The 25,123-nt window shown below is 42.5% G+C and carries 24 protein-coding genes and 1 riboswitch; of the genes, 12 read left to right on the forward strand and 12 right to left on the reverse strand.

What is annotated here, in order from left to right; translation table 11 throughout:
- Positions 1-47: 47 nt before the first annotated feature.
- Both ACOJQI_RS22385 and ACOJQI_RS22390 read right to left on the reverse strand, forming a co-directional pair.
- Positions 48-464 (reverse strand): VOC family protein, encoded by a 417-nt coding sequence (locus ACOJQI_RS22385; protein WP_421382305.1) that lies wholly within the window; start codon positions 462-464, stop codon positions 48-50.
- Positions 465-497: 33 nt separating this feature from the next.
- The gene (locus tag ACOJQI_RS22390; RefSeq protein ID WP_421382307.1) at positions 498-1,304 is read right to left on the reverse strand and encodes an aminoglycoside N(3)-acetyltransferase; all 807 of its coding nucleotides are present in this window, start codon (positions 1,302-1,304) and stop codon (positions 498-500) included.
- Between the two features lie 244 nt (positions 1,305-1,548).
- Here ACOJQI_RS22390 and ACOJQI_RS22395 point away from each other — a divergent pair, with 244 nt between their 5' ends.
- From ACOJQI_RS22395 to ACOJQI_RS22415, 5 genes are all read left to right on the forward strand, one after another.
- A complete protein-coding gene (locus tag ACOJQI_RS22395) occupies positions 1,549-2,433 on the forward strand; it encodes an ABC transporter permease subunit (protein WP_421382309.1) in 885 nt (294 codons plus the stop codon).
- The gene (locus tag ACOJQI_RS22400) at positions 2,430-3,470 is read left to right on the forward strand and encodes an ABC transporter permease subunit (RefSeq protein ID WP_421382311.1); all 1,041 of its coding nucleotides are present in this window, start codon (positions 2,430-2,432) and stop codon (positions 3,468-3,470) included. The genes ACOJQI_RS22395 and ACOJQI_RS22400 overlap by 4 nt, the downstream gene beginning before the upstream one ends.
- Positions 3,464-4,039, forward strand: a complete 576-nt coding sequence (locus ACOJQI_RS22405) for a hypothetical protein (protein ID WP_421382313.1) — start codon at positions 3,464-3,466, stop codon at positions 4,037-4,039. The genes ACOJQI_RS22400 and ACOJQI_RS22405 overlap by 7 nt, the downstream gene beginning before the upstream one ends.
- 70 nt (positions 4,040-4,109) lie before the next feature.
- A complete protein-coding gene (locus tag ACOJQI_RS22410; protein ID WP_421382315.1) occupies positions 4,110-4,727 on the forward strand; it encodes a hypothetical protein in 618 nt (205 codons plus the stop codon).
- A 280-nt stretch (positions 4,728-5,007) separates the two neighbouring features.
- The gene (locus ACOJQI_RS22415; protein WP_421382317.1) at positions 5,008-6,498 is read left to right on the forward strand and encodes a peptide MFS transporter; all 1,491 of its coding nucleotides are present in this window, start codon (positions 5,008-5,010) and stop codon (positions 6,496-6,498) included.
- Between the two features lie 108 nt (positions 6,499-6,606).
- Here ACOJQI_RS22415 and ACOJQI_RS22420 read toward each other — a convergent pair whose 3' ends face one another.
- The 5 genes from ACOJQI_RS22420 to ACOJQI_RS22440 all read right to left on the reverse strand — a co-directional run bounded on the left by ACOJQI_RS22420 (position 6,607) and on the right by ACOJQI_RS22440 (position 12,299).
- Positions 6,607-7,641: a Gfo/Idh/MocA family protein gene (locus ACOJQI_RS22420; protein ID WP_421382319.1), complete on the reverse strand. Its 1,035-nt coding sequence runs from the start codon at positions 7,639-7,641 to the stop codon at positions 6,607-6,609.
- A gap of 12 nt (positions 7,642-7,653) precedes the next feature.
- Positions 7,654-8,631 carry an ABC transporter permease gene (locus tag ACOJQI_RS22425; protein WP_421382321.1) on the reverse strand — a complete coding sequence of 326 codons (978 nt, stop codon included), beginning with the start codon at positions 8,629-8,631 and terminating at the stop codon, positions 7,654-7,656.
- A complete protein-coding gene (locus ACOJQI_RS22430; RefSeq protein ID WP_421382323.1) occupies positions 8,624-10,138 on the reverse strand; it encodes a sugar ABC transporter ATP-binding protein in 1,515 nt (504 codons plus the stop codon). The genes ACOJQI_RS22425 and ACOJQI_RS22430 overlap by 8 nt, the downstream gene beginning before the upstream one ends.
- 82 nt (positions 10,139-10,220) lie before the next feature.
- Entirely contained in the window at positions 10,221-11,183 is a 963-nt protein-coding gene (locus ACOJQI_RS22435) for a substrate-binding domain-containing protein (RefSeq protein WP_421382324.1), read from the reverse strand.
- Between the two features lie 126 nt (positions 11,184-11,309).
- On the reverse strand, positions 11,310-12,299 hold the full coding sequence (locus tag ACOJQI_RS22440) for a LacI family DNA-binding transcriptional regulator (RefSeq protein ID WP_421382326.1): 990 nt from the start codon (positions 12,297-12,299) through the stop codon (positions 11,310-11,312).
- 200 nt (positions 12,300-12,499) lie between these two features.
- Between ACOJQI_RS22440 and ACOJQI_RS22445 the strand changes: the two genes are divergently transcribed.
- A complete protein-coding gene (locus ACOJQI_RS22445; RefSeq protein WP_421382328.1) occupies positions 12,500-13,468 on the forward strand; it encodes a sugar phosphate isomerase/epimerase family protein in 969 nt (322 codons plus the stop codon).
- Positions 13,469-13,665: 197 nt separating this feature from the next.
- Complete coding sequence (locus ACOJQI_RS22450) at positions 13,666-15,126, forward strand: M20 family peptidase (protein ID WP_421382330.1); 1,461 nt, start codon at positions 13,666-13,668, stop codon at positions 15,124-15,126.
- A 42-nt stretch (positions 15,127-15,168) separates the two neighbouring features.
- On the opposite strand, the gene ACOJQI_RS22455 is transcribed toward ACOJQI_RS22450, so the two are convergent.
- The 3 genes from ACOJQI_RS22455 to ACOJQI_RS22465 form a co-directional block, all read right to left on the reverse strand.
- Positions 15,169-16,101, reverse strand: a complete 933-nt coding sequence (locus tag ACOJQI_RS22455; RefSeq protein ID WP_421382332.1) for an HD-GYP domain-containing protein — start codon at positions 16,099-16,101, stop codon at positions 15,169-15,171.
- Positions 16,102-16,189: 88 nt separating this feature from the next.
- Positions 16,190-16,894 (reverse strand): hypothetical protein, encoded by a 705-nt coding sequence (locus ACOJQI_RS22460; RefSeq protein ID WP_421382334.1) that lies wholly within the window; start codon positions 16,892-16,894, stop codon positions 16,190-16,192.
- 83 nt (positions 16,895-16,977) lie between these two features.
- Positions 16,978-17,069: riboswitch (cyclic di-GMP riboswitch) on the reverse strand.
- Positions 17,070-17,212: 143 nt separating this feature from the next.
- Positions 17,213-17,923 carry a Dps family protein gene (locus ACOJQI_RS22465; protein WP_421382336.1) on the reverse strand — a complete coding sequence of 237 codons (711 nt, stop codon included), beginning with the start codon at positions 17,921-17,923 and terminating at the stop codon, positions 17,213-17,215.
- 154 nt (positions 17,924-18,077) lie between these two features.
- Between ACOJQI_RS22465 and ACOJQI_RS22470 the strand changes: the two genes are divergently transcribed.
- Entirely contained in the window at positions 18,078-18,623 is a 546-nt protein-coding gene (locus tag ACOJQI_RS22470; RefSeq protein ID WP_421382338.1) for a LysM peptidoglycan-binding domain-containing protein, read from the forward strand.
- A gap of 50 nt (positions 18,624-18,673) precedes the next feature.
- On the opposite strand, the gene ACOJQI_RS22475 is transcribed toward ACOJQI_RS22470, so the two are convergent.
- Complete coding sequence (locus tag ACOJQI_RS22475; RefSeq protein ID WP_421382340.1) at positions 18,674-19,435, reverse strand: SDR family oxidoreductase; 762 nt, start codon at positions 19,433-19,435, stop codon at positions 18,674-18,676.
- Positions 19,436-19,457: 22 nt separating this feature from the next.
- Complete coding sequence (gene folE, locus ACOJQI_RS22480) at positions 19,458-20,096, reverse strand: GTP cyclohydrolase I FolE (protein WP_421382342.1); 639 nt, start codon at positions 20,094-20,096, stop codon at positions 19,458-19,460.
- A 343-nt stretch (positions 20,097-20,439) separates the two neighbouring features.
- Here folE and ACOJQI_RS22485 point away from each other — a divergent pair, with 343 nt between their 5' ends.
- The 4 genes from ACOJQI_RS22485 to ACOJQI_RS22500 all read left to right on the forward strand — a co-directional run bounded on the left by ACOJQI_RS22485 (position 20,440) and on the right by ACOJQI_RS22500 (position 25,093).
- Positions 20,440-21,318, forward strand: a complete 879-nt coding sequence (locus ACOJQI_RS22485; protein ID WP_421382344.1) for a dimethylarginine dimethylaminohydrolase family protein — start codon at positions 20,440-20,442, stop codon at positions 21,316-21,318.
- Positions 21,319-21,509: 191 nt separating this feature from the next.
- Entirely contained in the window at positions 21,510-23,153 is a 1,644-nt protein-coding gene (locus tag ACOJQI_RS22490) for an L-lactate permease (protein ID WP_421382346.1), read from the forward strand.
- A 111-nt stretch (positions 23,154-23,264) separates the two neighbouring features.
- The gene (gene rluF / locus ACOJQI_RS22495; protein ID WP_421382348.1) at positions 23,265-23,981 is read left to right on the forward strand and encodes a 23S rRNA pseudouridine(2604) synthase RluF; all 717 of its coding nucleotides are present in this window, start codon (positions 23,265-23,267) and stop codon (positions 23,979-23,981) included.
- A 329-nt stretch (positions 23,982-24,310) separates the two neighbouring features.
- On the forward strand, positions 24,311-25,093 hold the full coding sequence (locus ACOJQI_RS22500) for an HAD-IIB family hydrolase (RefSeq protein ID WP_421382350.1): 783 nt from the start codon (positions 24,311-24,313) through the stop codon (positions 25,091-25,093).
- Positions 25,094-25,123: the final 30 nt, after the last annotated feature.

The raw sequence follows: 25,123 nt of genomic DNA on the forward strand, positions 1-25,123 counted from the left end.
CTGTAAGGTGTTTTTAAATTGCCTGACTGGTTGTTTCACGTGAAACATTAATCTATATTATATTTTTCTTTAAAGTCCGGACTCAGCTCGCTCCAGACGTCAAATTTATTGCCATCCATATCCCAAAAGACAAAATTCCGGCCGGCATGTCCCCTGTCTTCTATTTCACCGGCTTTCATTTTCTTTTGTTTGAAATCCTTATGAAGTTCCTCCAATGCAGACAAGCCATTGACTTCAAATGTAAGTGAAAAATGCTCTTCTCCATTTTTATCAAAGAAGTTGGAGGATTGGTTGCTTCCCGCTTGAACAAGGAAAAAACTCTGGTTTGCTAGATTCAAGATTGCCTTATCCTCATCTTGATAGTTTACTTCTGCCCCAAGATTCACAGTATACCATTCGGCTGCGGAAGCGACATTCCGGACAGGAACATAGCTCGTTCCTACCCTTAACAGTTTTTCACTCATTTTCCTTTTCCATCCCTTTCTTTAATCAGATATCTATCGGTGTTTCTCCTGAAGCCAATTTCGGGCAAAGTCAACTGCTGAACGCTGTTTCATCAGTCTGACGTCAGCAGTTCCGATTTTATTGGATTTTACCTGAAGTTTTCCCTCAAAGTCTTTTCCTAGTTCTTCAAACGGGTCAGAATCATACAAAATTTCTTCATATGTCTTCCATACACGATTGCCGTTCTCCTTCATCGCTGTGCCCTTTTTAACTTTTTCACGATCAGGGACGCTGTGTTCTGCAAAATGGAGGGATGTGTTGCTCTCATGTGTCACGCCAAGCAAAAGGATATGTCCATCCAGTTCATAGATCTTTGCCAAAGGAGACCGCGGGCCAAATCCTTCCTCGAGCGGCTGTTCACTCAATATATAATCAGAATGCTTTCCCCATGCCGCAAATGAATAAACCGGATGGGCACTTCTTTTGACACCCGGAAAAGTCCTGAATGTATCTGCGATTACTCCCATTCCTCTCGAAGGGGTCACATCCGGATCATAAGCAGGCATTTCATCACGGATGATCTGCCACCAGTCTTCCGGAACAGGAGGCCTCTGCCATTCTGCGGGATCGGAGTTATCTGCCGATTGCGAAGGCATAACCAGGGTCCCCTCTTCCCCCACTGCCTCCATTAAAGCTGTTACCACTGCAACGGCCCCTCCGCAAACCCAGCCTAAAGAACTTAACGAAGAATGGACAATCAGGGTCATTCCTTTCTGTATACCCACTCGCTGAAAGTCTTCTGCCAAACTGGCTGTTGTGTGCGGTGTCTGTAATTGTTGGATCGTTTTTCGTTCTGTCATTTTTATCCCCTTCATTCTTTTCTATTAATCTTTCATCTGTTCCTGCTTCCCTTTATTATATAGTATTTTCCATTTGGCATTCTTCCTGCCCCATTAACTCCCAGATAAAAAAATCATTCTTGAAGGAATAAAATGTAAGTGTTATATTATACAATGAAATAGTCTGAAAAATTTGAAATGTAAATGTAATAAAAGACTTACCTATTTACCTATTAAAAAAATCGAATTGAAGAGGAGGCATTTTATGAGACAGGTCTTGTGGCTGCCCGTCCAGTTTCTCCTGACGTGTGCCGGATTATTCTTATTCAGCGCTGCAGGTTCTTTGCTTTTTTACGATCATGAGCTCGTGATACATATTGCAAAATATCTTCATACACTGAAACAAATCTTCCATGACATATTAAACCCCGGGTCTATTTTCATTACTATGGGCAATGAAGGGGAAAAGACCTATCCGATTTTTCCGATGCTGCTTCAGCTGTTCGGATATTCGTTCCTTCTGCTGGCATCCGCATTCTTGATCGCTGTCGTTGTTTCAGCTGTTGTAAGTTATCTGATTATGTTCCTTCCGAAGTGGGCTTATCGGATCTGCATGAGGGTCCTTGATCTATTTGATTCCCTGCCGGATGTCCTGATTGTCGTATTGCTGCAATTGTTCATCATATGGCTTTATAAAAGGACCGAGCTTCTTTTATTCGACATCTACAAGCTCGGGGAAGATAAAATCTATGTACTGCCAATTCTCTGTTTGTCAGTCCTGCCAATTGCTTTTCTCATTAAGCACTTCCTCTTCCAGATCCGCGAAGAAGAAGACAGGCCGTATGTTGAATATTCTTTTTCAAAAGGCTTTTCTAAAGCATATACCCTTTGGGTTCACTTGTTCCGCAATGTGTGGATTCAATTCTATTATCATATTAAACCGATTTTCTTAATGATGCTTTCCAATCTGCTTATTATTGAAATCTTGTTTAATATCAACGGTTTCATGTACGTCATGCTGGCAACAGCCACTGCGAAGCCAAGTGCTTTCTTCATTGGGATGCTGATGATCTATATTCCATTCTTCATCATTTTCACTATTGGCCGGATCTTTTTGACCAAAACGATTGGAGGGGAGCTTGAGGTATGAGTGTTTTTAAGTCTATACGCTTTTGGATTCCATTCGGATTGATTGCTGTCATGATTATCGGGAGCTTCCTTATCCCTGTCCTTTATCCTGACCATCAGGAACCAGGGCCTCCCTGGCTGACTGATCCTGATACCCATAAAGTAATTGCAGCTGCTCCTTACTCACCATCCGAGATGCCTCCCATGGGAAGTGACAAGCTTGGACGGAATATATTCATCCAGCTTATAGATGGTGCTAAATATACGCTGCTGGCTGCTCTAGCCATCGCACTGCTGCGGATGATCGGGGGATTCTTTTCTGGTCTTATTTACGCGTTCATGCCGAAATGGCTCCGGTCGGGACTTAAAGGGTTCTGGGATACATTCAATTTCATTCCCCTGGCTATTGTCGGGTATATCTTGCTTTATCCCCTTCAGGAGGCTTATGAATCTCAAGCGCTGACAAGTTTCCAATTTACGATCATTGAAGTGATTGTCATCGCACTGATTGTCATTCCTTCTCTTGGTATGTATGTAGGCCAAGGGATGAATGATTTCATGAAACAGGAGTTCATTGACGTTTCAAGACAAATGGGGGCCAGCCGTTTTCACCTGATCAGAAAACATTTAATGCCTCACTTCGGACGCCATTCAATAGTGTTGTTTTCTGAGCAGCTGTCACAAACGCTTCTTTTATTGATTCAATTGGGAATTCTTCATATTTGCCTTGGCGGACTAATGGTGGCTAATTTCGGAATTATGGAAGTCATTCCAGAGTACTTCTCTGCTACCAATGAATGGGCGGCGACAATCGCCATCAATATTCAGCAAGTGTTCATCCGCCCTTATATTGTTTTGGGCCCGCTCTTATTCTTTGCGGTTTCCATCTACTGTGTAAACGAGATAAGCGCCGTTCTAAGATCTGTTTTAATTGAAGGGAATCCAGTCGGGCTGAAGCGCTTAAGCAAGAAAGGGAAACAATCGGCTCCGACAGCAGAACATCAGCCTCGAAAAGAAGATTTTACATTCACCTCACATAAAGGTGAAAAAGCATGTTAAAAAAGGGAATAAAGGCGGCTATTCTGGTGGCTGCCTTGATCTTATTAGCTGGCTGCAGGGTTGTCTGGGTGGATGACACATTGGCTGAGGTAGAAAATAATTTAAAGATATCAACTGTCAATGAAGTCATCCAACTTGATTCCAGCGTAAGGTTTGATAAAAAGCTGGTCATACGCGGACAAACCAATCTTCCTAAAGGAAGTATCATCCATGCAGGCATTAAAGAAGATTCCCATGAACCTTTTAAACAAGTAAAGAATGAGTCGGCAAAACCATTAGAAGGATTTTCACTTACCGGAATCGGGGAAATCAGTGACGATGGAACTTTTCTGATCGTTCTCAAAAGAAAGAGTATAGAAGAAAAATATCTGCTCACTGTCGAGTTTCTTCCCGACCTGCAGCCTTCTTCCATCCAAGAGAAATATGGTCCCGCGGGAGAAAATATTGGAGACAGCGAAGGAGCATTTCGATACGAAAATGATGGGAACAAATATACAGGAATCATTAGATACGCACACATCCCTAATACCAGAGGAAGAATGGATCTTTATCCTAAACCAGCAAAGTGAGCAGCAATTAATACATCCTAATTCTGTAGTGAGTAGAGGATCTGCAATTTTTAAAAAAAGGAGGCAGAGCATGTTAAAAAAGGGAATCCAGGCGCTTGCCCTGTTAGCTGTTCTAAGCTTGCTGGCAGGCTGCAGAGTTGTCTGGGTCGACGAATCATTGGCCGAAACACCACCGGATGAACAAGTGGAAGTAAAGGGAAATGAGGTCATTGAGCTGAATGCCAAGATTCAATTTGATCCGAATAGGCTGATTGTAAGGGGCACTGCAAACCTTCCTCCAGGGTCTGTTATTTCAGCAGATTTAAAGGAGTATCCCGCCGGAGTGGAGCAGGAGGATATCTTAAATGGCATGATAGAGCCTGCCGAAGAAATCGCTCATGAAAAACAAGTAGAGATCAATGAAGATGGTACTTTTCTCATTGTCCTTGACCGTCCTGATGCAGAAAAGCGCTATCAGGCTGCTTTAAGGTTTGCACCCGAGATCCAAACCGAGGCTATTCAGGAGAAGTTTGGGGAAAGCGGAGAAATGATTGGGGACAGTGAAGGCATATATGAATATGAATCCAATGGTTCGCTTGTCACTGGAATAGCCAAATATGCCCCAGTCTTCTCTTTATCAGACGGAGGCTGGTATAGAGGCAAGTTCGATATGTATCCCAAAATAGAAGATGCACGCCCTACCCGTTAGAACCCTGTGGCCGATATGGCCATAGGTTTTTTTTATTCATCATATTACCTTTTTTATAGTGCTTTATATAGGCAAGCACTTATCCGTTACAGGTATATTTTAACCGATTACTATTATTTGAATAATATTATCCTCCTACTCGAAACCCTTCAACCACTACCTTCTACCTGTATTTACCCTCTATTCCCAATTATTTTACTAGTAGAACTATTAGAAAGTATTTTGACAAAGCGGAAAATAATAATTATTATAGAAAAGTATTTCTATAGGAGGTAGACAAATGTCAAAACTAGACAAACAAAGAATTGTCGAAAGTGTCCCTCAAAAGGGATTCCTTGGACATCCTAAAGGACTTTTCACGTTATTTTTCACTGAGTTTTGGGAGAGATTCTCTTACTATGGCATGAGAGCCATCCTCGTCTTCTACATGTACTATGAGGTATCTGAAGGCGGATTAGGACTGGATGAGAACCTTGCCCTTTCCATTATGTCTATATATGGTGCACTGGTTTATATGTCCGGTGTCATCGGAGGCTGGCTGGCTGACCGGGTATTCGGGACATCTAAAGCCATATTCTACGGCGGAATATTAATCATGTTCGGTCATATCGCTTTGGCCATTCCTGGAAGCCTTTCCATGTTTTTTGTCTCAATGGTCTTAATCGTCCTAGGGACTGGTTTATTAAAACCAAATGTCTCCAGTGTCGTCGGCGAGATGTATCCGGAAAATGACAGCCGCCGTGATGCCGGCTTCAGTATTTTCTATATGGGTATCAACCTTGGGGCATTCCTTGCTCCGCTTATCACAGGATCCCTTTCTGATAATCTTGGTTTCCATTGGGGATTCGGTGCGGCTGCGGTCGGTATGCTGCTGGGATTGATCGTATTTTCTGTTACGAAGAAGAAAAACTTGGGATTGGCAGGTACTTATGTCGGCAACCCGCTGACACCTGCTGAAAAGAAAAAATATTCCACAATTATTGCCGTTACAGTGATTGTAGTTGGTGGACTGCTGGCATACTTGATTCCAAACGGCCTTTTCACTGTTGATACATTCATCAATATGATTGGAATTCTGGGTATCTTAATTCCGACTGCTTACTTCATAGCTATGTACTTCAGCCCAAAAACAACGGAAACAGAACGCTCTCGAGTTGTCGCTTACATCCCGCTGTTCATTGCAGCTGTTATGTTCTGGGCAATCCAGGAGCAGGGTTCTACAATCCTGGCAAGCTATGCTGATAAAAGAACGGACCTGGACTTTGCCGGAATTACGATTTCTCCAGCATGGTTCCAATCTCTAAACCCGTTATTCATCATCCTCTTTGCACCTGTCTTCGCTTGGATGTGGGTGAAATTGGGTAACCGCCAGCCGAATATCCCGCAAAAATTCTCACTGGGATTATTATTTGCAGGGTTATCGTTCCTTGTTATCCTGATCCCTGGTTATATCAGCGGAGATGCCTTGGTAAGCCCACTATGGCTTGTACTAAGCTACTTTATCGTTGTACTTGGTGAGTTATTGATCTCGCCTGTCGGATTATCTGCCACTACCAAACTGGCACCTGTAGCTTTCTCAGCTCAGACAATGAGTGTTTGGTTCCTTGCAAGTGCAGCGGCACAGGCCCTGAACGCGCAACTCGTTAAATTCTATACACCAGCAAACGAAACAATGTACTTCGGGGCAATCGGAGGAGCAGCGATACTATTAAGTATCATCCTTTTCGTTATCTCGCCGGTTATCCAGAAGTTCATGAAAGGTATACGTTAACATATAGAAGCTCCCCCTCGGCCATGTGCCGGGGGGGGATTTTTTTATTGCTCCTAGGCAGTGTCCCAATCAAAAAAAGCCTAACCCATAAGGATTAGACTAAATGTTTTATATCGTAACGACTTTATTCGTTTTAGCACCTTCCAGTATGCCAAGAATCACCTTGAGAGATAAGAGGGCATCTTCTCCCGACACCAGGGATGGTTTGTCATTCAAGACACAATCCACAAACTCATCAATCACTCCGCTGTTTGTCTGGTTATCATTGGTTTGTATTCTCTCCAATTGATAATTGATCCTCTCTCCACCTTTTTTAATGACTTCTAATTGATACTCATCATTGTGGTAGATTTTCATGATTCCTTTTTCGAAATAAACCACTGTGCTGTTGTCTTCTTCTCCATAATAGGTCCAGGAGAAAGAGGCATTTCCTAATCGTCCTTTTTCGGTTTTAAGGCTGCAGACAACATTATCACAAACTTCTATCGGATTGCCTTGTTCATCGACTTTGTCCAGCGCTCCCTGAAATGCGCTGACTTGTGTGATCTCATCATCCAGTAGATAATGCAGTAAATCAATCTTATGGATCCCTAAATCCCCTGCAACCCCGAGGCCGGACCGGTCTTTCTTGAAAAACCACGTCGAGTTGGATTTGTTTACCCCCCAGTGTTCCGGTCCGGCATGACCGAATATTGTCCTAAATGAAAGGACTTTACCGAGCTCTTCACTTTGGATGATTTCCCTTGCTTTTTGGTGTGCACGAGTAAACCGCTGATTATGGTCGACCATCAGCTTTTTTCCTGACTGGTTCTGTGCATCCACCACCTGCTGCGCTTGTTCAATCGTGAGTGAAATTGGCTTTTCACATAATACATGTTTCCCGCTTAGCAGTGCTTTTGTTGAATAAATATGATGGTATTCATTTGAAGAACAGTCACTGATAACATCTATTGAAGTATCTTCAAAAAGCTGCTCAACTGTATCCACTGTGCTGCCATCAAACATATCGGCAAGCTTTTGTGCCCGTTCTGGATTTCTGTCATAAAATACTATTTCATCAACGTGGGGATTAGCGAAATATTCTGGTGCGTGACGTAATTTCGCGATCGACCCACAGCCGATAATTCCTGCTTTTAATCCCATTGTATTACACCTCTATTCTTTCTTCTGGAATACTACTGCTATGATGATAATCAAGCCCTTTACAAATCCTTGCAGATGCGGGGATACGTTCATCAAGTTCATCATGTTATTAAGAATTCCGAGGATTAGCACCCCGAAGAAGGTCCCGATGATCTTTCCGCGTCCTCCGGTCATTCTGGTTCCGCCGATGATAACTGCTGCGATGGCATCCAGCTCGTATTGGACCCCTGAACTAGAAGATGAAATGGAATTCAACCTGGATGTTTCTATAATGGCCGCAATACTTACCAGAAGCCCTGTCAATGTATAGACACCGATTTTCACACGGTCAACCCGGATAGCCGAAAGCAGGGCTGCTTTTTCATTACTTCCAAGAGCGTACACATACCTTCCAAACCGGGTTTTGTGCATGAGAATATAAACCAGGACTGTCATAATTAAAAAGATAATAATCGGATAATCAATGATCCATAAATCACTGTTGGCGATAGCTGTGAATCCTGAAACCTCCCCTGAAACACTTCCGCCTTCAGCGATATACAATGCAATTGAACGTGCACCCGCCATCATTCCAAGAGTGGCAATGAAGGAGGCAATTTTCCCTTTGGCCACCATTAAGCCGTTAAGGAATCCGGCAAAAGAACCAATGGCAAATGCCGTCAGGATAGCCACGAATATGCTTCCTGTAGCATTCAATGCGAGGACTGTAATGACCCCTACCAAAACCAAAACGGATCCTACTGACAGGTCAATTCCTCCGGAAAGCATAACGATTGTCATTCCGAGCGAAACAATGCCGATAATGGAGACCTGCATTAAAATGTTCAACTGGTTATTGAGGTCAAGGAATCTGGGACTCATAATCGACGCCGCAACAAAAATAATTAAAAATGCAATAATGACGCTATACTCTGACCACAGCCAAGAGAGGCGACCTTGTGTATTTGATTTTGTGTTTCCTGTATTTGCTTTCAATTGAGCATTAGCCAATTCTTTCAGCCTCCCTTTTTGAACCTGTAGCATAACTCATGATCTCATCCTCCGTTGCCTCATCACCCTTGAACCTGGCTGTAATTTCACCTTGATACATGACATTGATGTTGTGGCAGACCTTCAAGACTTCAGGTGCTTCAGAAGAAAGGATGATCACGGCTTTGCCCTGTTCTGCCAGCGAAATGATATGATGATAGATTTCCTGTTTTGCACCGACATCGATTCCCTGCGTCGGATTATCAAATATGATAATGTCCGTGTTCACTTCAAGCCATTTGGCGATAATCACTTTCTGCTGATTCCCGCCGCTGAGCTTATCAATCGTTATTCGTGGATTGTGAACCTTAATATTGAGTTTCTCTTTATAGAACTGGAATTTTTCTCTCTCAATCTTTTCCTTAATGAAACCTGTTTTTTCAAAGTGGCCTATTGAGGACATCGTCATGTTATGGATGACACTTAAATCTTTAATGATGGCATTTTCTTTACGGTCTTTCGGAACAAGGCCCAACCCTGCTTTTACAGCTTTGCTTGGGTGATCTATTTTTACCAGCTGGTCATTGATTCTAATTTCACCAGTGTATTTTTTTCGATAGCCAAATAAACTTTCGAACAGTTCGGTTCTGCCGTCCCCCGCCAATCCGGTGAAACCGGCAATTTCCCCTTTTCGAACTGTAAAATTAATATTTTTATAGTTACCTTGATTTGTTAAGTTTTTCACTTCCAGCAATACGGGTCCAAGTTCATGGGAAGATTCCAACCGTTCTTCTGAAATGGACTTTCCGACCATCAATTTGGTTATGCTGTCTACATTTTCATTGGCAATGCTTCCCGTGCCTACTAATTCACCATCTCTCAATACGGTATAACGGTCACAAACCACTTTAATTTCATTTAACTTGTGAGATATATAGATGATGGAGACACCTGACTTTTTCAGATTTGTCATCAATTCGAATAAGCGTTCAACTTCATGTTCAGTAAGTGAGGATGTTGGTTCATCCATAATAATCAGCTTCGATTTATGCAGAAGGGATTTTGAAATTTCAATCAATTGCTTGTAAGAAGTATCCAGATTCCGTACGTACTCTTTCGGGTTAATATTGATTCCCAACTGTGCAAGAATATCACTTGTCTGCCTGCACATCTCTTCCACCTTGAGGAAGCCGAATTTATTGCGGAGTTCCGAGCCCAAAAACATATTCTCATAGACTTTCAGATCGGCAACCACATTCAGTTCCTGGTGAATAAAGCTTATTCCCTGCTCTTGTGAAATTCTCGGATTAAGCATTTTCACCTGGTTTCCGTTAATATAGATCTCACCCTTTTCAGGCTGATGGACACCGCCTAATATGTTCATGAGCGTAGATTTCCCTGCTCCATTTTCACCTAATAAGGCGTGTATTTCGCCTTTTTCCACTTCCAGTGTCACATCTTTCAAAACACGTACGCCATTAAATGACTTATGGATGTTTTTCATCATCATGAAAGGATCCGAAGACATCTATTGCCCCTCCTTTATAGAGAAGGGAGGCTGGCTCAAAAGCCAAGGGACAAGCCCTTATGAGACAGCCTCCTTATCTTTTTTAGAATTTTGACTCAGGATCGTAGTACTCATCAACATTCTCGTCTGTAACCTGCGTTGCTTCTTTCACTACCATTGTTTCTTCCGGATCTTCACCCTGGGCAAGATCTACAGCAATTTTCACTGCGTCTTCAACCATTGTTGGAGAGTATAGGAAAGTAGCAGTGATCAGTCCGCCTTCCTGGATGTTTTCAAATACTGCTTTACCGCCGCCGGCACCTGTGATGAATTGAATATCGTCACGGCCTGCCTCTTTGATTGCTTGCAGTACTCCCAGCGCCATTCCATCGTCCTGTGTGAAAACTGCATCGATATGGTCATGTGCCTGCAAGATATTCTGCATTACTTCAAGTGACTTTTCAGTTGAGAAATCACCGCTTTGAGAAGCAATGATTTCAATTCCTTCTGCTTCTTCCATTGCTTCTTGGAATCCTGCTCCGCGTTGTTCAGTAACAGAACTTGGAGGTCCTGTGATTTCTACGACTTTACCTTCTCCATTTAACTTTTCAACAAAATATTTTCCTGCATTGACACCGATTCCCTCATTATCCCCTTTAACGACAACTGTAGCTGCGTCATTTTCAAGTTCACGGTCGACAATGACAAGCGGAATACCAGCGTCTTTAACTTTTTGTCCGACCGGAGACAGCGCTGCTGATTCAATCGGCAGCATGACGATTGCATCGACATCCTGTGCAATAAGGTCATCTACATCGTTTGCCTGTTTGTTAGGGTCAGCTGCATTTGTCATCACATACTCAATGCCTTCACTTTCTTCAAGGGACTGTGCCTGTTTTTCAGCACTGTCGATCAGTGCACCCATCCAACCGTGGGTAGCTGATGGCAGCGAGATACCGATTTTGATTGTATCGTCGTCTGCACCGCCGCTTCCCTCTTCCGTATTACAAGCGGCCAAACCAAAAACTAATAGTAAAGATAAACATAGTACAAAAAACTTCTTCAATCTAAGCACCCCTTTGTATGTTTGTTTTCTTAGCTCCCCTTCTATGTAATCGATTACATTTACATCTAAGGTCAGCGCTCTATTATTAACTTAATGATTAATAACAGAGCGCTGAGCTTAGAACGATCACCCAGAAGTGGATTCGCGTATAACCAGCTCATGTTCAAGTATTATGCTTTCTACCTTTTCCCCTTTAATTTGATCAATCAGCATTTTTGCAGCCATCTTGCCCATTTTATACATCGGCTGGGCAATGGTCGTCAGTGTAGGATGTGTCATATTGGAAAAATCAATTTTATCAAATCCTACAACCGCAATATCGTCAGGTGCTTTAAGTCCATTATTGTTAATCTCCTTAATCGCCCCGATTGCCAGCAGATCCGATATGGCGAATACCGCAGTAGGCCTTTCTTGCAGGTTTAATATTTTTCTCATCGCATTCTGGCCATATTCAAAGCCGAGCTGCTGAACAGTAATGACATAATCGGGATTAAAAGGTATTCCGTGCTCTTCCAGTGCACGCTGGTAACCTTTTTTACGTAGTCGGGCGTACAAATTCTTTTCATCTGAATTAATCAATGCAATCTTTTCATTACCAATCTTGATTAAATGTTTGACTGCCCGGTAGGATGCTTCCTCGTTGTCAATCGTAATGAATGGTATACCACTGTCTTCCGAATACTCGCTGCATTGAATAATCGCGTGGTTTTCAGCAAGCTGTTTCAGTGTTTCAACATTGACAGCAGGATCCATGGAGATAATGCCGTCTGCCATCTTCTTTCTGACCATGTCAAAATAAATATTTTCCCTTTCCGGATCAGAATCTGTCTCGCACAATAGGATGTTGTAGTTTTGGCTTATGGCAATCTGCTCAATTCCTTTAATGATTTCCAGATAAAAAGGATTGGAGATGGTCGGAATCATGACCAGCAAAATGCGGCTTTCGGAATTTCTTAAATTTCTGCCCAACATGCTCGGTTCATATTTTAACTTCCTGATTGCATCTTCCACTTTAATTCTTGTCTTGGTTGAAACGGAGTTTTGTCCGTTTAAAACTCTTGATACTGTTGCAACTGAGACACCAGCCTCTTTTGCGACCTGTTGGATGTTTGCCATCTTAATAATAGCCTTCTTTCTCTGTCTTGAAGGTATTGTAATCGTTTACAATTCAAATGGTAATATATAACCATTTCTCTGTCAACAGTAAAATTATTATCCTAGTTTTCTATTGATTTATTAGTTTTTTTTCTATATGTTAAAAATGTAACGGATTACAAAACAATAAATTCTGAAAACTAATTGAAGGGGGTATTCTTTTGAAATTAGGCGTTTTTACAGTTTTATTCTCAGATAAAAGCTTTGATGACATGTTAAAATATGTTTCTTCAAAAGGAATAGAAGCAATTGAGCTGGGGACAGGGGGTTACCCTGGTGATGCACATTGTAAAGTTGATGAACTGCTGGAAGATGAAAGCAAACTCAACAGTTTTGAAGAAAAGATCGCTGCACATGGGTTGACCATAAGTGCTTTAAGCTGCCATGGGAACCCACTGCATCCGCAAAAGAAAATTGCTGAACCAGCAGATGCAATTCTCGTAAAAACAATTAAGCTCGCTTCCAAACTTGGCATTCCGGTTGTCAATACGTTCTCCGGATGCCCGGGCGACCACGAGCATGCACTGTATCCAAACTGGCCAGTAACACCTTGGCCGCATGACTTCCAGGAAGTGCTGAAATGGCAATGGGAAGAGAAACTGATTCCTTACTGGAAAGAAAAGAACGATCTTGCTGAGGCTCATAATGTAAAAATCGGGTTAGAGCTTCATGGTGGATTCTCTGTCCATACGCCATCCACGATGCTCCGCCTGAGAGAAGCCTGCGGGCCGGCCATAGGTGCAAATCTGGATCCAAGCCATATGTGGTGGCAGGGTATAGACCCTATTGAAGCAATCAAGATACTTGGCCGTGAGAATGCAATTCATCACTTCCATGCAAAAGATACAATTATTGATCAGCAGAACATGAACCGGCATGGTCTCACAGATATGACTGATTATTCAGAGCTTCGTGACCGATCTTGGTATTTCCGGACTGTCGGGTTCGGTCATGATCAAAAAACCTGGGCAGACATGATCAGTACACTTCGTCTTTATGATTATGATTATGTTGTCAGCATCGAACATGAAGATGGCCTGATGTCAATCGATGAAGGATTCACGAAGGCAGTGGAAACGCTGAAGCCTGTTATGGTCAGGGAATCTGTCGGCAAAATGTGGTGGGCCTGATTTTGTAACGAAAAGAGCTTGGATTATTCCAGGCTCTTTTCTATACCAAACCTTTTAATGACTTCAAAGCAGCTTGCTTTCCTGTTAATATTTCCTCTTTCATACCTTAGATCATAAACAATTTAAAAGTTGCTATTTAATTGACTATTCTAAAAATATATCTGTCGATTATAATGGTCTAAAAGGGAGTGGACGAAGTGAAGAAGTGGAAACTGTTCATCTTAATATTAGTAGCTTTTCTTTTGATATTTATTTTTGTAACCGCTTTCCCCACAATGACCATTGACTCTAAACAACCTGCTTCTCAAAAGGCTGAGATCAATATTAATCAAGAAGAAGCGGTAAAGCATCTTTCAGAAGCTATTACATATAAAACAATCTCCTATCAAGATCGGGAAAAATTCGATTATAAAGAGTTTGATCGTTTCATAGATTTCCTCCAGCACAGCTACCCCTCTGTTCATAAGGAACTGGACGTGGAAAGAATCAACGATTATGCCCTTATGTTCAGATGGGAAGGAAAAGACCAGTCCAAGAAACCTGTAGGCTTAACAAGTCACTATGATGTTGTGCCTGTTTTGCAGGGAACTGAGGAAAACTGGGAACAAGCCCCCTTCAGCGGCACTGTTATTGACGAAAAAATATGGGGCAGGGGAACTCTCGATGATAAAGTAGGGGTCATCGGCATCCTTCAGGCTTTGGATTATCTGTTGGAAGAAGGATTTAAGCCAGAGAGAGATATGTACTTCATGTTTGGTTTTGATGAAGAAGTTGGCGGAGATCTAGGTGCAAGTGCTATGGCAGAGACCTTGAAAGAAAGGGGCATTCAATTTGAATTTGTCCTGGATGAGGGCGGTGCTATAGTAGAAAATATGGTACCTGGTGTGAAATCTCCGGTAGGCGTAGTCGGTATTTCAGAAAAAGGGTCCGCAACTGCAGCATTGTCCATTGAGGGAAGCGGCGGTCATTCTTCCCAGCCAAAAAGCCGGACTAATATCGGAAGAATTGCGGGTGCAATCGCCAAACTGGAGGAGACTCAATTTCAGGAAGACCTTAAAGGGCCGGGTGAAGATTTATTTGAATATGTCGCTCCTGAGATGGACTTTGGAATGAAGTATATTTTTTCAAACAAATGGATCTTTGAACCTATTATAGAAAAGGTCTTATTGCAGCAGCCAGCTTCAGCAGCATTGATCAGAACCACAATTGCTCCAACTATTTTTCAAGCAGGTGAACAATATAACGCACTTCCTGAGCAAGCCTCTGCTGTTATTAACCTCCGATTGATGCCCGGGGATTCTTTGGAAGACGTAAAGAATTTCATTGAGAAGACGATTGATGATGAGGAGATTAAGGTTGAAGTTAAGGGCAGTGAAGCAACGAAAGTCTCTTCGGTGGAAGGAGAGCCCTTCCAAACCGTTCAGCAGGCTGCCAGAAATGTTTATGACGAGGCAGTCATCGCCCCATACCTGATGTTTGCCGGATCGGATGCCAAGCACTATGACAGTGTTTCTGACAATACGTACCGCTTTCTGCCTGTGCAGATCACCTCTGAGGACTTAAACAGAATGCATGGAACCAATGAACATATCAGCGCTGAAAATTATATCAATGCGATTAAATTCTATGTAGAGATCATTAAAGTAAGCAACCAATGATGTTCAGATAAAAACCCTGCTATCCTATTGAGGAGCAGGGTTTTATCCGGTCTGTTCTGATTCCTGATTTTTCACAAGTCCTTCTTCTACCAGGACTTCTTCGAAAGCCCTTACAACTTCAGGATCATAATGAGTTCCTGAGAGCTTTTTCAACTCGTCCAATGCAAACTGAGCATCAAAGGCCTTTCGATAGGCCCGGTCTTCGGTCATAGCATCGAAAGTGTCGCTGACAGCTATGATGCGGGCTTCCAAAGAAATTTCATCACCCTTCAAACGGTTGGGATATCCAGTACCATTTAAGCGTTCATGGTGCTGCTCGATGATTGGATATATTTCTTCATAATAAGTTCCTTTAATCATTTCAGCGCCGTCGCCAGGATGCTTTTTGATGATATCAAATTCTTCGTCGGTCAGCCTGCCCGGTTTGTTGAGGATTTCTTCCGGGACGTTGATTTTTCCAATGTCGTGTAAATACGACGCTACATTCAAGTTTTCTAATTGTTCAACATTTACCCTCAATTTTTTTGCTATTTTCACGGCATAATTTGCAACTCTGTCACTATGGTTAAATGTATATCTATCTTTCTGTTCTACCTGCTTAACAACATCCATTAACGAAGTAATTTCATTACTTATGTAACGAAATGTCGGTTCTGTTATAATCCACAGCAAGGTTACTTCAGAAAGAGTTTTAAAGTGAACGGGGTCTTTGATACCTTTAGCTGAAAAATAATCCTGTGGTCCAAGAATAACCTTGCTTTCATCAAGCTCACATTCAACTTCCCCCGTCAGTATAAAGTAAAATTCAAGTGCATTAGGATTTTCAGAGGGATACACATAAAAAAGTCTTTCCTTTTCTATTGATTGAGTTAATATTTCAATACCATCTCCACGAGATAATAAACTTATATCATTGGTTATATACTTTACCGACTCTAAGAACTGTCCCTTTCTACCTATCTTAAAACCTTCCAATTTTTCACCCTCTTCCCTTTAAAAAAAGAGTTCAAAAATTATGAACTCTTTTAATTATATATTATTTTCAGTTATAATCCTATTTAAATTAGTTACAACCCACTACTCTGATCGGATCAATCCAGACCCATTTATCAGCAAACCGAACAAGCTTCCAGCTGCACTCTGCCTGTACACCTAATTCTGCAGCTTTTTCAATAGTTTCATTCGACATCTTTAGCGTTTCATCATAAACCTTTTCAATTACTTTCTCAAGGCCTTCAGTATATTTATTAGTTTTCTCTTCAGCTTTCTCTGCTTTTTTAGTCAGTTTCTCACCCAACTTTACTATCTTTTTATTTAGTTTTTCCTTTTCTTTATCACTGACATCTGGGCTAAACAATTCGGTTTCTAATTCATCAATTTCCTGCTCAATTTCAGTTATCTTCGAATCAATCTTATCCTTTTCTTCATCTATCTTTGCATCTACCTTTTCTATTTTTTCTAATATTTTTTCAAACTTTTTCTGGTCATGTCGATTTATTTCTAGTTCAATTAAAGCCTTTTCTTTCTCCTCTTTCAGCTTGACTACTTCTTTTCCTTCCTCAACCTGCCGAATCTCCGTGAGATAGTCCTGTTGCAGATTATCAGCTTTTTCGACTGCTTTTAGAACCTTCTCTTCGATTTCAACATTAGTTTTTTCTATCATTTCCATTGCTCTCTCAACATCATTGTCTTCTTCTGCTGCAAATGCGTTAGACCCTAATCCCAAAAACATAGCTGCAACGACGAGTGTAGAAAATAGTTTTTTCATTCTGCTAATCTCTCCTTTAGTTTTAGTAGTTTACTAGTGGACGGGCATAAAAAAAGACCTATCCATATCTAAAGGGCCTGTGGTTCTGCAACTGGCTGGCATAGTAGTAATTATGTACTTTAGCCCCTTTAGCTTTGCGTCCAGTTCCTTTCGGAAAAGGTTGCCTTTACAAATTATTCTATTTTCTTCTCTAGTATAAAAGGACTAAGGACCTAAGTCTAGCGAAATGTTTGTAATTTTTTGTCTTCTTTTGCTGGTTTACCAATTTTGTTATCAAAAAACAAAAAGATAAGAGGAAAAATCCCCTTATCTTTTGTATTAATTCGGCAGATTGTCATTCAAATGGCGGTTATTTGCAATATCCTGGTTGCCATCCAAAAGATGTGTCATGCCGCGAACAAGCGTATCGTCCTCCAGCAGGCTCCAGATATGGTATCCGAAGTCTTCCCTTTTCAGAAGGACTTCCTCAAGCACTTGAACAGTCCCAAAGTCATTCAGCTCATGTGCACGCTTGATTGTCTTTCTCATCATGCCTTGGATTTTAATTTCATGTTCAAGGTCATTACGGAGAAAATCCCTCATAGTGTAGCGGCCTTCTACTTCATGTTTGATATAAGAAATTTCGTGCTGGGTGACCGGATGTGCTGTAGGTACAACCCCAAGCCTGGCGACACGCTCCCCGACCATATCAATGTGCTTTTCGGTGACATCAATATGTTCATCCAGGATGTGATGAAGACTTCCGAATGATTCCGCTCCTTCTGTCAGCCAGTGATGTTTTGTATACTGATTCAATGCCACACTGAGGGCACACAAATGCTCATCAAGCATCAGTCCCATTTCCAGGCGGGTATCATAAGGAAGGCTTATACCGCTTCCTTCTTTTCTTGCCGTCCTCGGCTCTTGCCTGAGGATCATTTCATTGGAGTGCTGGTTCTGATGGCCCGGCATCTTTGGGTCAAAGCCTGTTTTGGACAGTTTGAATTCATCATGGGAAAATCCTTGATTATCATGGTTTTGGTTTTGCATAGAGATAACCTCTTTTCACAGTATTTTTACCCTTTTATTGTCCATAATGGAGGTTTCTTTTATTCGGCCTTTAAATAATTCACCGTGTTAATGTTTAAAAACAATTTTAACAGGAAGATAAATAATGTAAGACTAAAAAAGGAGGAGAAAATCGATGAAGAAAACTTCAAAAATTTTAGCCCCTGCTTTAGCCTTGGGAATGATGGCCGGGGGAGGAGCAGCATCAGCTGCCGGTACTTCTGTAACCATTGAAAAAGGAGATACGCTCTGGGGAATTGCGCAAGACTATGACAATGTGTCGGTAAATGACTTGTATGAATGGAACCCTGGAATTGATGCCAATAGCCTCGAAATCGGTTCAGAAATTATGGTTCAGGATGCACCTCAATATCCAAACGAAACATTCCACACGGTAACTCCTGGTTCTACCCTTTGGAGTATTGCCAACCTTCATGCCGGCCTGACTGTAGATGAAATTTACGAATTGAATCCGGGAATTGATCCTTATAATCTCGTTATCGGTTCTGAGGTAAAAGTAAGTCCAAGCTCAAAAGAGGTATACCATACTGTTAAGCCGGGTGAGACCCTCTGGAGCATTGCCAACCTGCATGCCAATACAACCCTTGATGACCTTTACGAATTGAACCCTGATATCGACCCGCGCAGCATTGCGATCGGTTCTGAGGTTCGAGTGCGATAATAATATTAAAAATCCTGCATCCATTAGGGTGCAGGATTTTTTATTGAAGATTAAAGTGCATTGCGATTCACAACATTGATTCCACCGGTGGCTGATATAATGCTGCCAGTGATGAGGTCGGAGTTATCATCGCATATGAAACCGATAATACGGGAAATATCTTCTCCTGTACCGGATCGCCCGATCGGGGTTCTCCCATCCTTGATGCCTTTAGATGCTTCAATAGATGACTCTTTCATCTCACCCCTGATATCCCCGGGACAGATCATATTGGCGGTAATCCCAAATTCAGCTTCCTCCAAGGCGATCGATCTCGTTAATGAAACCAACCCTACTTTTGCAGCACTGAAAGCTGAACGGTAGATCCAGCCAGGGGAATGTTCTGCATCCTGGAAGCCATAATTGACAATACGTCCGAATTTTTGTTTCCTCATGATGGGAATGGTTAATTTCAGGAAATGAAAAACAGCCGTCAAATTACCGCTGATCATCTCCTCCCACTCGGTATCCTCATAATCGGCCAGCTTTTTTCGCTCAAATATATAGGGACCTGCGTTATTGATCAAATAGTCGATGCGGCCGAAACGATTCATCGCCTGCTCGATAATATTGATAATATCTTCCTTCTTTGTAACATCCCCATGAACAAACTGAACCTGTTCGAGATACGGCGACCATTCTCGCTTTAATTGTTCCACCCTCGCAAAGTCACTTCTGAAATTGACAGTCACCGAACAGCCTTTTTCAAGAAAATGCTCTGTCACTTTTTTGCCAAGCCCCTTGGAACCGGCAGTGATCACTGCATGTCTCATTTTTTTCACCTGCAACTCAACGTTATCTATTTAGAAGAGAAATGAACTCCATCCTTGCATCAGCCTTATCAGCATACAGACCCCGAACCGCTGTAGTGGTTGTGGATGCATTTGACTTCTTGATGCCGCGTCCGCACATGCACATATGTTTCGCTTCAATTACGACCATAGCGCCTTGGGGTTCCAGAATGTCTTCCACCGCCTGGGCAATTTCATTTGTCAGTCTTTCCTGGACCTGAAAACGCTTGGCATACCCTTCAACCATACGGCCGATTTTCGACAAGCCTGTGATTTTCTTGTCTGGAATATAGCCGACATGGGCAACTCCAAAGAACGGCGCAAAATGATGCTCACACATTGAATGGAACTCGATATCTTTTACCATCACCAGCTCTTTATGTTGGACATCAAATACCTTTTCAAGGTGTGCTTTTGGATCTTCCCGGTATCCCTCAGTGTACTCCAGGAATGCTTTCAGCACCCGGAATGGTGTTTCCTGAAGGCCGTCCCTATCCGGATCATCTCCGCAGATTTCGATCAGGTTTTTGATGCCATCCATATACTGCTGGGCTTTCACTATATCTTTATCTATATCTCCAGAAGTTCCTTTAAATAAATCTTGGAGCTTTTGAATCATGAATTGATCTTCGGTCATTAACATAATAAATCTCTCCACTCTCTATTATGAAATAAAACCATAAGGACCAAGCTTACGGTTTCATGTTATACATACTATATCACATTTTAAATCCTCCTTTGATATCTAAGTGCGCTTGAAAATCTTTACCAGTTATCATGGATGAAGGTGGAAAGAGCAGGATATGCAAATCTGGGCTTCTTCTCTTTGGTGGACATTACTTTATCACATTACCGCACCACCGCACTAAGAGGGACAGTCCCTCTTAGTGCTTTAGAGTGTTAAAGCACGGCTTCCAAAAAAGGATAAATATTATCAGCTCCTGAGGTCTATCCTATAGTTAAATTCATTTATGAGGAGCGTTCTTATGAGCACAGAATCTCAGGAAAAGCACAGGACCTTTTGCAACAGTGAGTACGATACATTGAAGAGGGTTATTCTATGTGAACCCCACTATATGACCATCAGGGATGTCATTAATGAAACCCAGAAAAAGTTTAAAGATGAAGGGATACATATAGAAAAAGCTGTTGAACAGCATGGAGAATTTGTCAAAACTTTAAGGGATAACGGCGTGGAGGTTGCCCTGCTTCCTTACCATAAAAAATACCATGAACAGGTGTTCACACGGGATATCGGGTTCACCATCGGCCAAACGGTCTTTGTGGCAAGGATGGCAAGCGAAGTCCGACGAGGCGAAGAAGCCGTCCTTAAACAATGGCTTGAGGATGAGGACCTTTCCTATTACAACCTGGCAGAGGACCGGATTGAAGGCGGTGATGTAGTCATTGACCAAAATACCGTTTATGTCGGGCTCAGTGAAAGAACGACTCAAAGTTCCGTTGACCACCTGCAAAGTCTCCTTCCTAACTTCGAAGTGAAAGGAATCAAATTCAAAGCGGAATATCTTCATTTAGACTGTGTGTTCAATGTCATTTCAGCAAAAGAGGCTCTCATCTTCCGGGAAGCACTGACAGATGAAGACATTGAGTTTTTTGGTTCACGTTATGAGTTGATCGACGTATCTAAAGAAGAACAATTCACGCTGGGGACCAATCTTCTTTCCATTGGCAATAAGAAAATCCTCAGTCTTCCCGTCAATAAAGATGTGAATAAGAAACTGCGGGACAGGGGCTACGATGTCTTAGAAGTCGACATCACTGAAATCATCAAATCAGGCGGTTCCTTCCGCTGCTGTTCACTTCCTATTTTAAGAGAGAGCAGTGCCAATACGGAGACACATTAATTCACCAGAAGCAGGTTATTCTATCCTGCTTCTCTTTTTGTAAAAAATGTTCTACTTATCCGATACTTTTTTAAAAATTACTATTAAACATCTTTGTGAATTATTTCACAAATAATCCACATCCTTTTTTAACAAAACATCGTATACTGAAGATGTAATCAATAGATCTAATAAAAAAGGGATGAACACCTATGGATTTCTTTGAACTCATTACTTCATTAACACCGGTTTTAGCCGTTTTCTTATTCCTCGTCATTTTGCGTATGCCTGCTGCAAAGGCAATGCCGATCAGCCTGGCGGCAACGGCATTGCTGGCCTTCTTTGTCTGGAAGGTGCCTGTTGTCCAGATTACCGCCGCAACAATAGAAGGGCTGATTATCGCGATCTCTATCTTATGGATCGTTTTTGGGGCCATCTTGCTTCTTAACACTCTTTCCAACAGCGGCGCACTGGATTCCATCAGAAACGGGTTTACACAGATATCTTCTGACAGGCGTGTTCAATTAATTATCATCGCCTGGCTGTTTGGTTCTTTTATCGAGGGAGCAGCTGGATTCGGGACACCGGCTGCCATCGGAGCCCCGTTACTGGTTGCGTTAGGATTTCCTGCGCTTGCAGCCGTCTCTCTTGCTTTGATTGCAGATAGTTCAGCCGTTTCCTTTGGAGCTGTAGGAACGCCAGTGATCGTTGGGATTAAACAAGGATTGAATGAAGGGGCGTCTCTTGCAGATATCGTTGAAAAAGGATTAGGCGGCATTTCTATTAATCAATACTTGCAGGAAGTAGCAAGTACTGCTGTTTTCATTGATTTATTCATCGGTACGTTCATCCCTGTCATCTTGGTGATGATGCTGACCAGATTTTTCGGAGAGAACCGTTCTTGGAGGGAAGGTCTGGAGATATTTCCGTTTGCCGTCTTCGCAGGGTTGAGCTTTACCATCCCTGCCTTCCTGGTGGCAACCCTGCTTGGTCCGGAATTCCCTTCAATTATTGGGGGCCTTGTCGGGCTCGCCATTGTGGTTCCTGCGGCCAAACGCGGGTTTCTCCTGCCTGATAGACCATGGAATTTCCCGAAAAATAAACAAGAGGCTCTAAAGACTACTGTGGTATCCGGCAAAACCATCCCCCTGTGGCTTGCCTGGCTTCCGTACCTTATGGTTGCAGTATTCCTGGTGCTTACCAGAATTGATGTACTGCCTTTGAAAGGGTTGCTGAGGGAAGTAAAAGTCGGCTGGGGATCCATCCTCGGGACAGAGATCAGCACCTTCTTTGAACCTTTTTACCTGCCCGGCTCCATTTTCCTTGTCGTGGTTGCCCTGACGGTCGTCATCCATAAGATGAAAGGGTCTCTTATCAAAGAGACATTCAGTCATTCAGCTAAAACCATGGCAGGAAGTATCATTGCCCTTGGAACAGCTGTCCCGATGGTAAGGATTTTCATCAACTCAGGTGTGAACGCAGCGGAGCTGGACAGCATGCCGATGGAACTAGCAGAGATGGTTTCCGGCTTAATTGGCGGTAATTGGCCCCTGGCTGCACCAATTATCGGGGCACTTGGTTCATTTATTTCAGGAAGTGCCACATTCAGCAATATGATGTTCTCCCTGTTCCAGTTCAGTGTGGCGGACAACATTGGTGCTGATACTGACGTCGTGCTTGCCCTTCAGGTTCTTGGAGCCAATTCCGGCAACATGATATGTGTCCTTAACGTGGTTGCGGCCGCTTCCGTTGTAAATCTTGGCGGTAAAGAGGGGACTATCATCCGGATGACCTTGATTCCCATGATTCTTTACGCGCTTCTGGCAGGTGTGATTGGTTTTATCATTCTTATGTAAAACTGGATGGCCCATCTTATTCGAGAAGGGAGCTTTTTCTTGTGCCATGACTTCCTTGAAAACGTTGCTGTAATTGGATATTCTTAAAACGACAATGATAATGATAAAGGTGTGTTGAAATTGCGTATAAATAAATTTATCAGTGAAGCCGGGAAAGCTTCAAGACGCGGAGCAGACAGGCTGATCGAAGAAGGCCGGGTGACGATTAACGGCAAAGCTGCCAAAATCGGTGATCAGGTCAATCCCGGAGATGATGTAAGGGTAAGCGGACAGCAGATCCGTGTAGCCCGCAACAACGTCTATATTGCCTTGAATAAACCTGTTGGTATCACCAGTACCACCGAAAAGAATGTAAAGGGAAATATCGTTGACCTGGTGAACCATCCTCTAAGGATCTTCAACATCGGGCGCCTCGATAAAGATTCTGATGGGTTGATCCTGCTTACAAATGATGGTGACATAGTCAATGAAATCCTGAGAGCGGAAAACCAGCATGAGAAAGAGTACATTGTTTCCGTGGACAAGCCGATTACACCGGAATTCCTTAAGCAAATGTCTGAAGGGGTCAAGATACTAGGAACCAAAACACTTCCGTGTAAAGTAGAGCAGCTTTCAAAATTCGATTTCAAGATCATCCTGACTCAAGGGTTGAACAGGCAGATCCGCCGTATGTGTGAGGCACTGGGATATGAGGTCTTCAGACTCCAGCGTGTCCGCATCATGAACATCCATCTGGGAAACCTTCCTGTAGGGCAGTGGCGTGACCTGACCAAAAAAGAAAAGCAGCAATTGTTCCGTGAACTGGATTATGAACCGAAAGAATGGTGAATGGGCTTTTCTTCAATGAATTGGACCGCTTCCTATAAGCGGTCCGTTAATTAAGGCCTGCTGTTGGCTGAATGGACTAATTTTTGGTGCGTGCCGGAAGATTTGGTCTTTTCTTTTATGGAGTGAACCATATCTTTAGAGCCAATACTAAAACTTGGTCTTTTCTTCCGTGAAATGGTCCAAGTTTTTCTGTACATTTGAAAATACTGGTCCTTTCTTTGAGAGAATGGACCATTTTTTTATGACCTCACGTAGAATTTGGTCTTTTATTCGGTTTAGATTTTTATTTCTCGTGAAATAGAGATAGAAAAACAAAAAAGGAGGTTACCATGGCATTTTATATCTTTGATGTAGACGGTGTCCTGACAGATGAGCACGCTCGCCCGAGTGAAGAAGTGTTGCATATTATTGAGAAGCTGTACAAACAAAATGAACAGCTTGCCTTCATCACCGGGCGTTCAAGACAGTGGCTGGCGGAAAATATCTTTACCTCCCTAAGTGAAGACCTAGACTGGTCAAGCCTCTACTGTGTGGCCGAACACGGAGCGATTAAAGGAAAAGGGCCGGATATCCATACATGGCAGCTGGATCCGGATTTTGTTATTCCAGATAAAGTGAAAGACGAACTCTATAAAATCAGCAAAAAAAGAGAGTATAAGGGTCTAATAGAGTGGGATGATACCAAAGAATCCATGGGCACGGTTGAATCCGTTCACGGCGATCCGGGAGATGAAGAGCATCTGGAAAAGACAAGAAAAGCGTTAAAGGCCTATTCAGAGGAAGCCAAGGAGGTCGCTGATAAGAACAATAAGAAGGTTGTCACCTCTACCTATGGTGTGGATGTGGTCCCGCCAGACCTCTCCAAAAAGGTAGGAGTGCAGTGGGTAGTTGATCAGGTTTCCCTCAATGATAATCCTGTAAATGTATTTGGCGACAGCCAGGGTGACTTCATCATGGCCGAAACAGCCCGCCAATACCATGCTGAAGATGTAACGTTCTTCTGGGTCGGTGATGGTGATCCTCCGGAAACGGAAGATGATCAAATTACCATTAAATCCTCCAGTGAAAGTTTCGCAGGAGGAACCAGGGAAATTTTAAAAAGCCTGCTATAAAGAAGGACGGCCGTCTGCTTTCATTAAGCA

The organism is Bacillus salacetis, from assembly GCF_049177075.1.
GTDB classification, from domain to species: domain Bacteria; phylum Bacillota; class Bacilli; order Bacillales; family Bacillaceae_B; genus Rossellomorea; species Rossellomorea salacetis_A.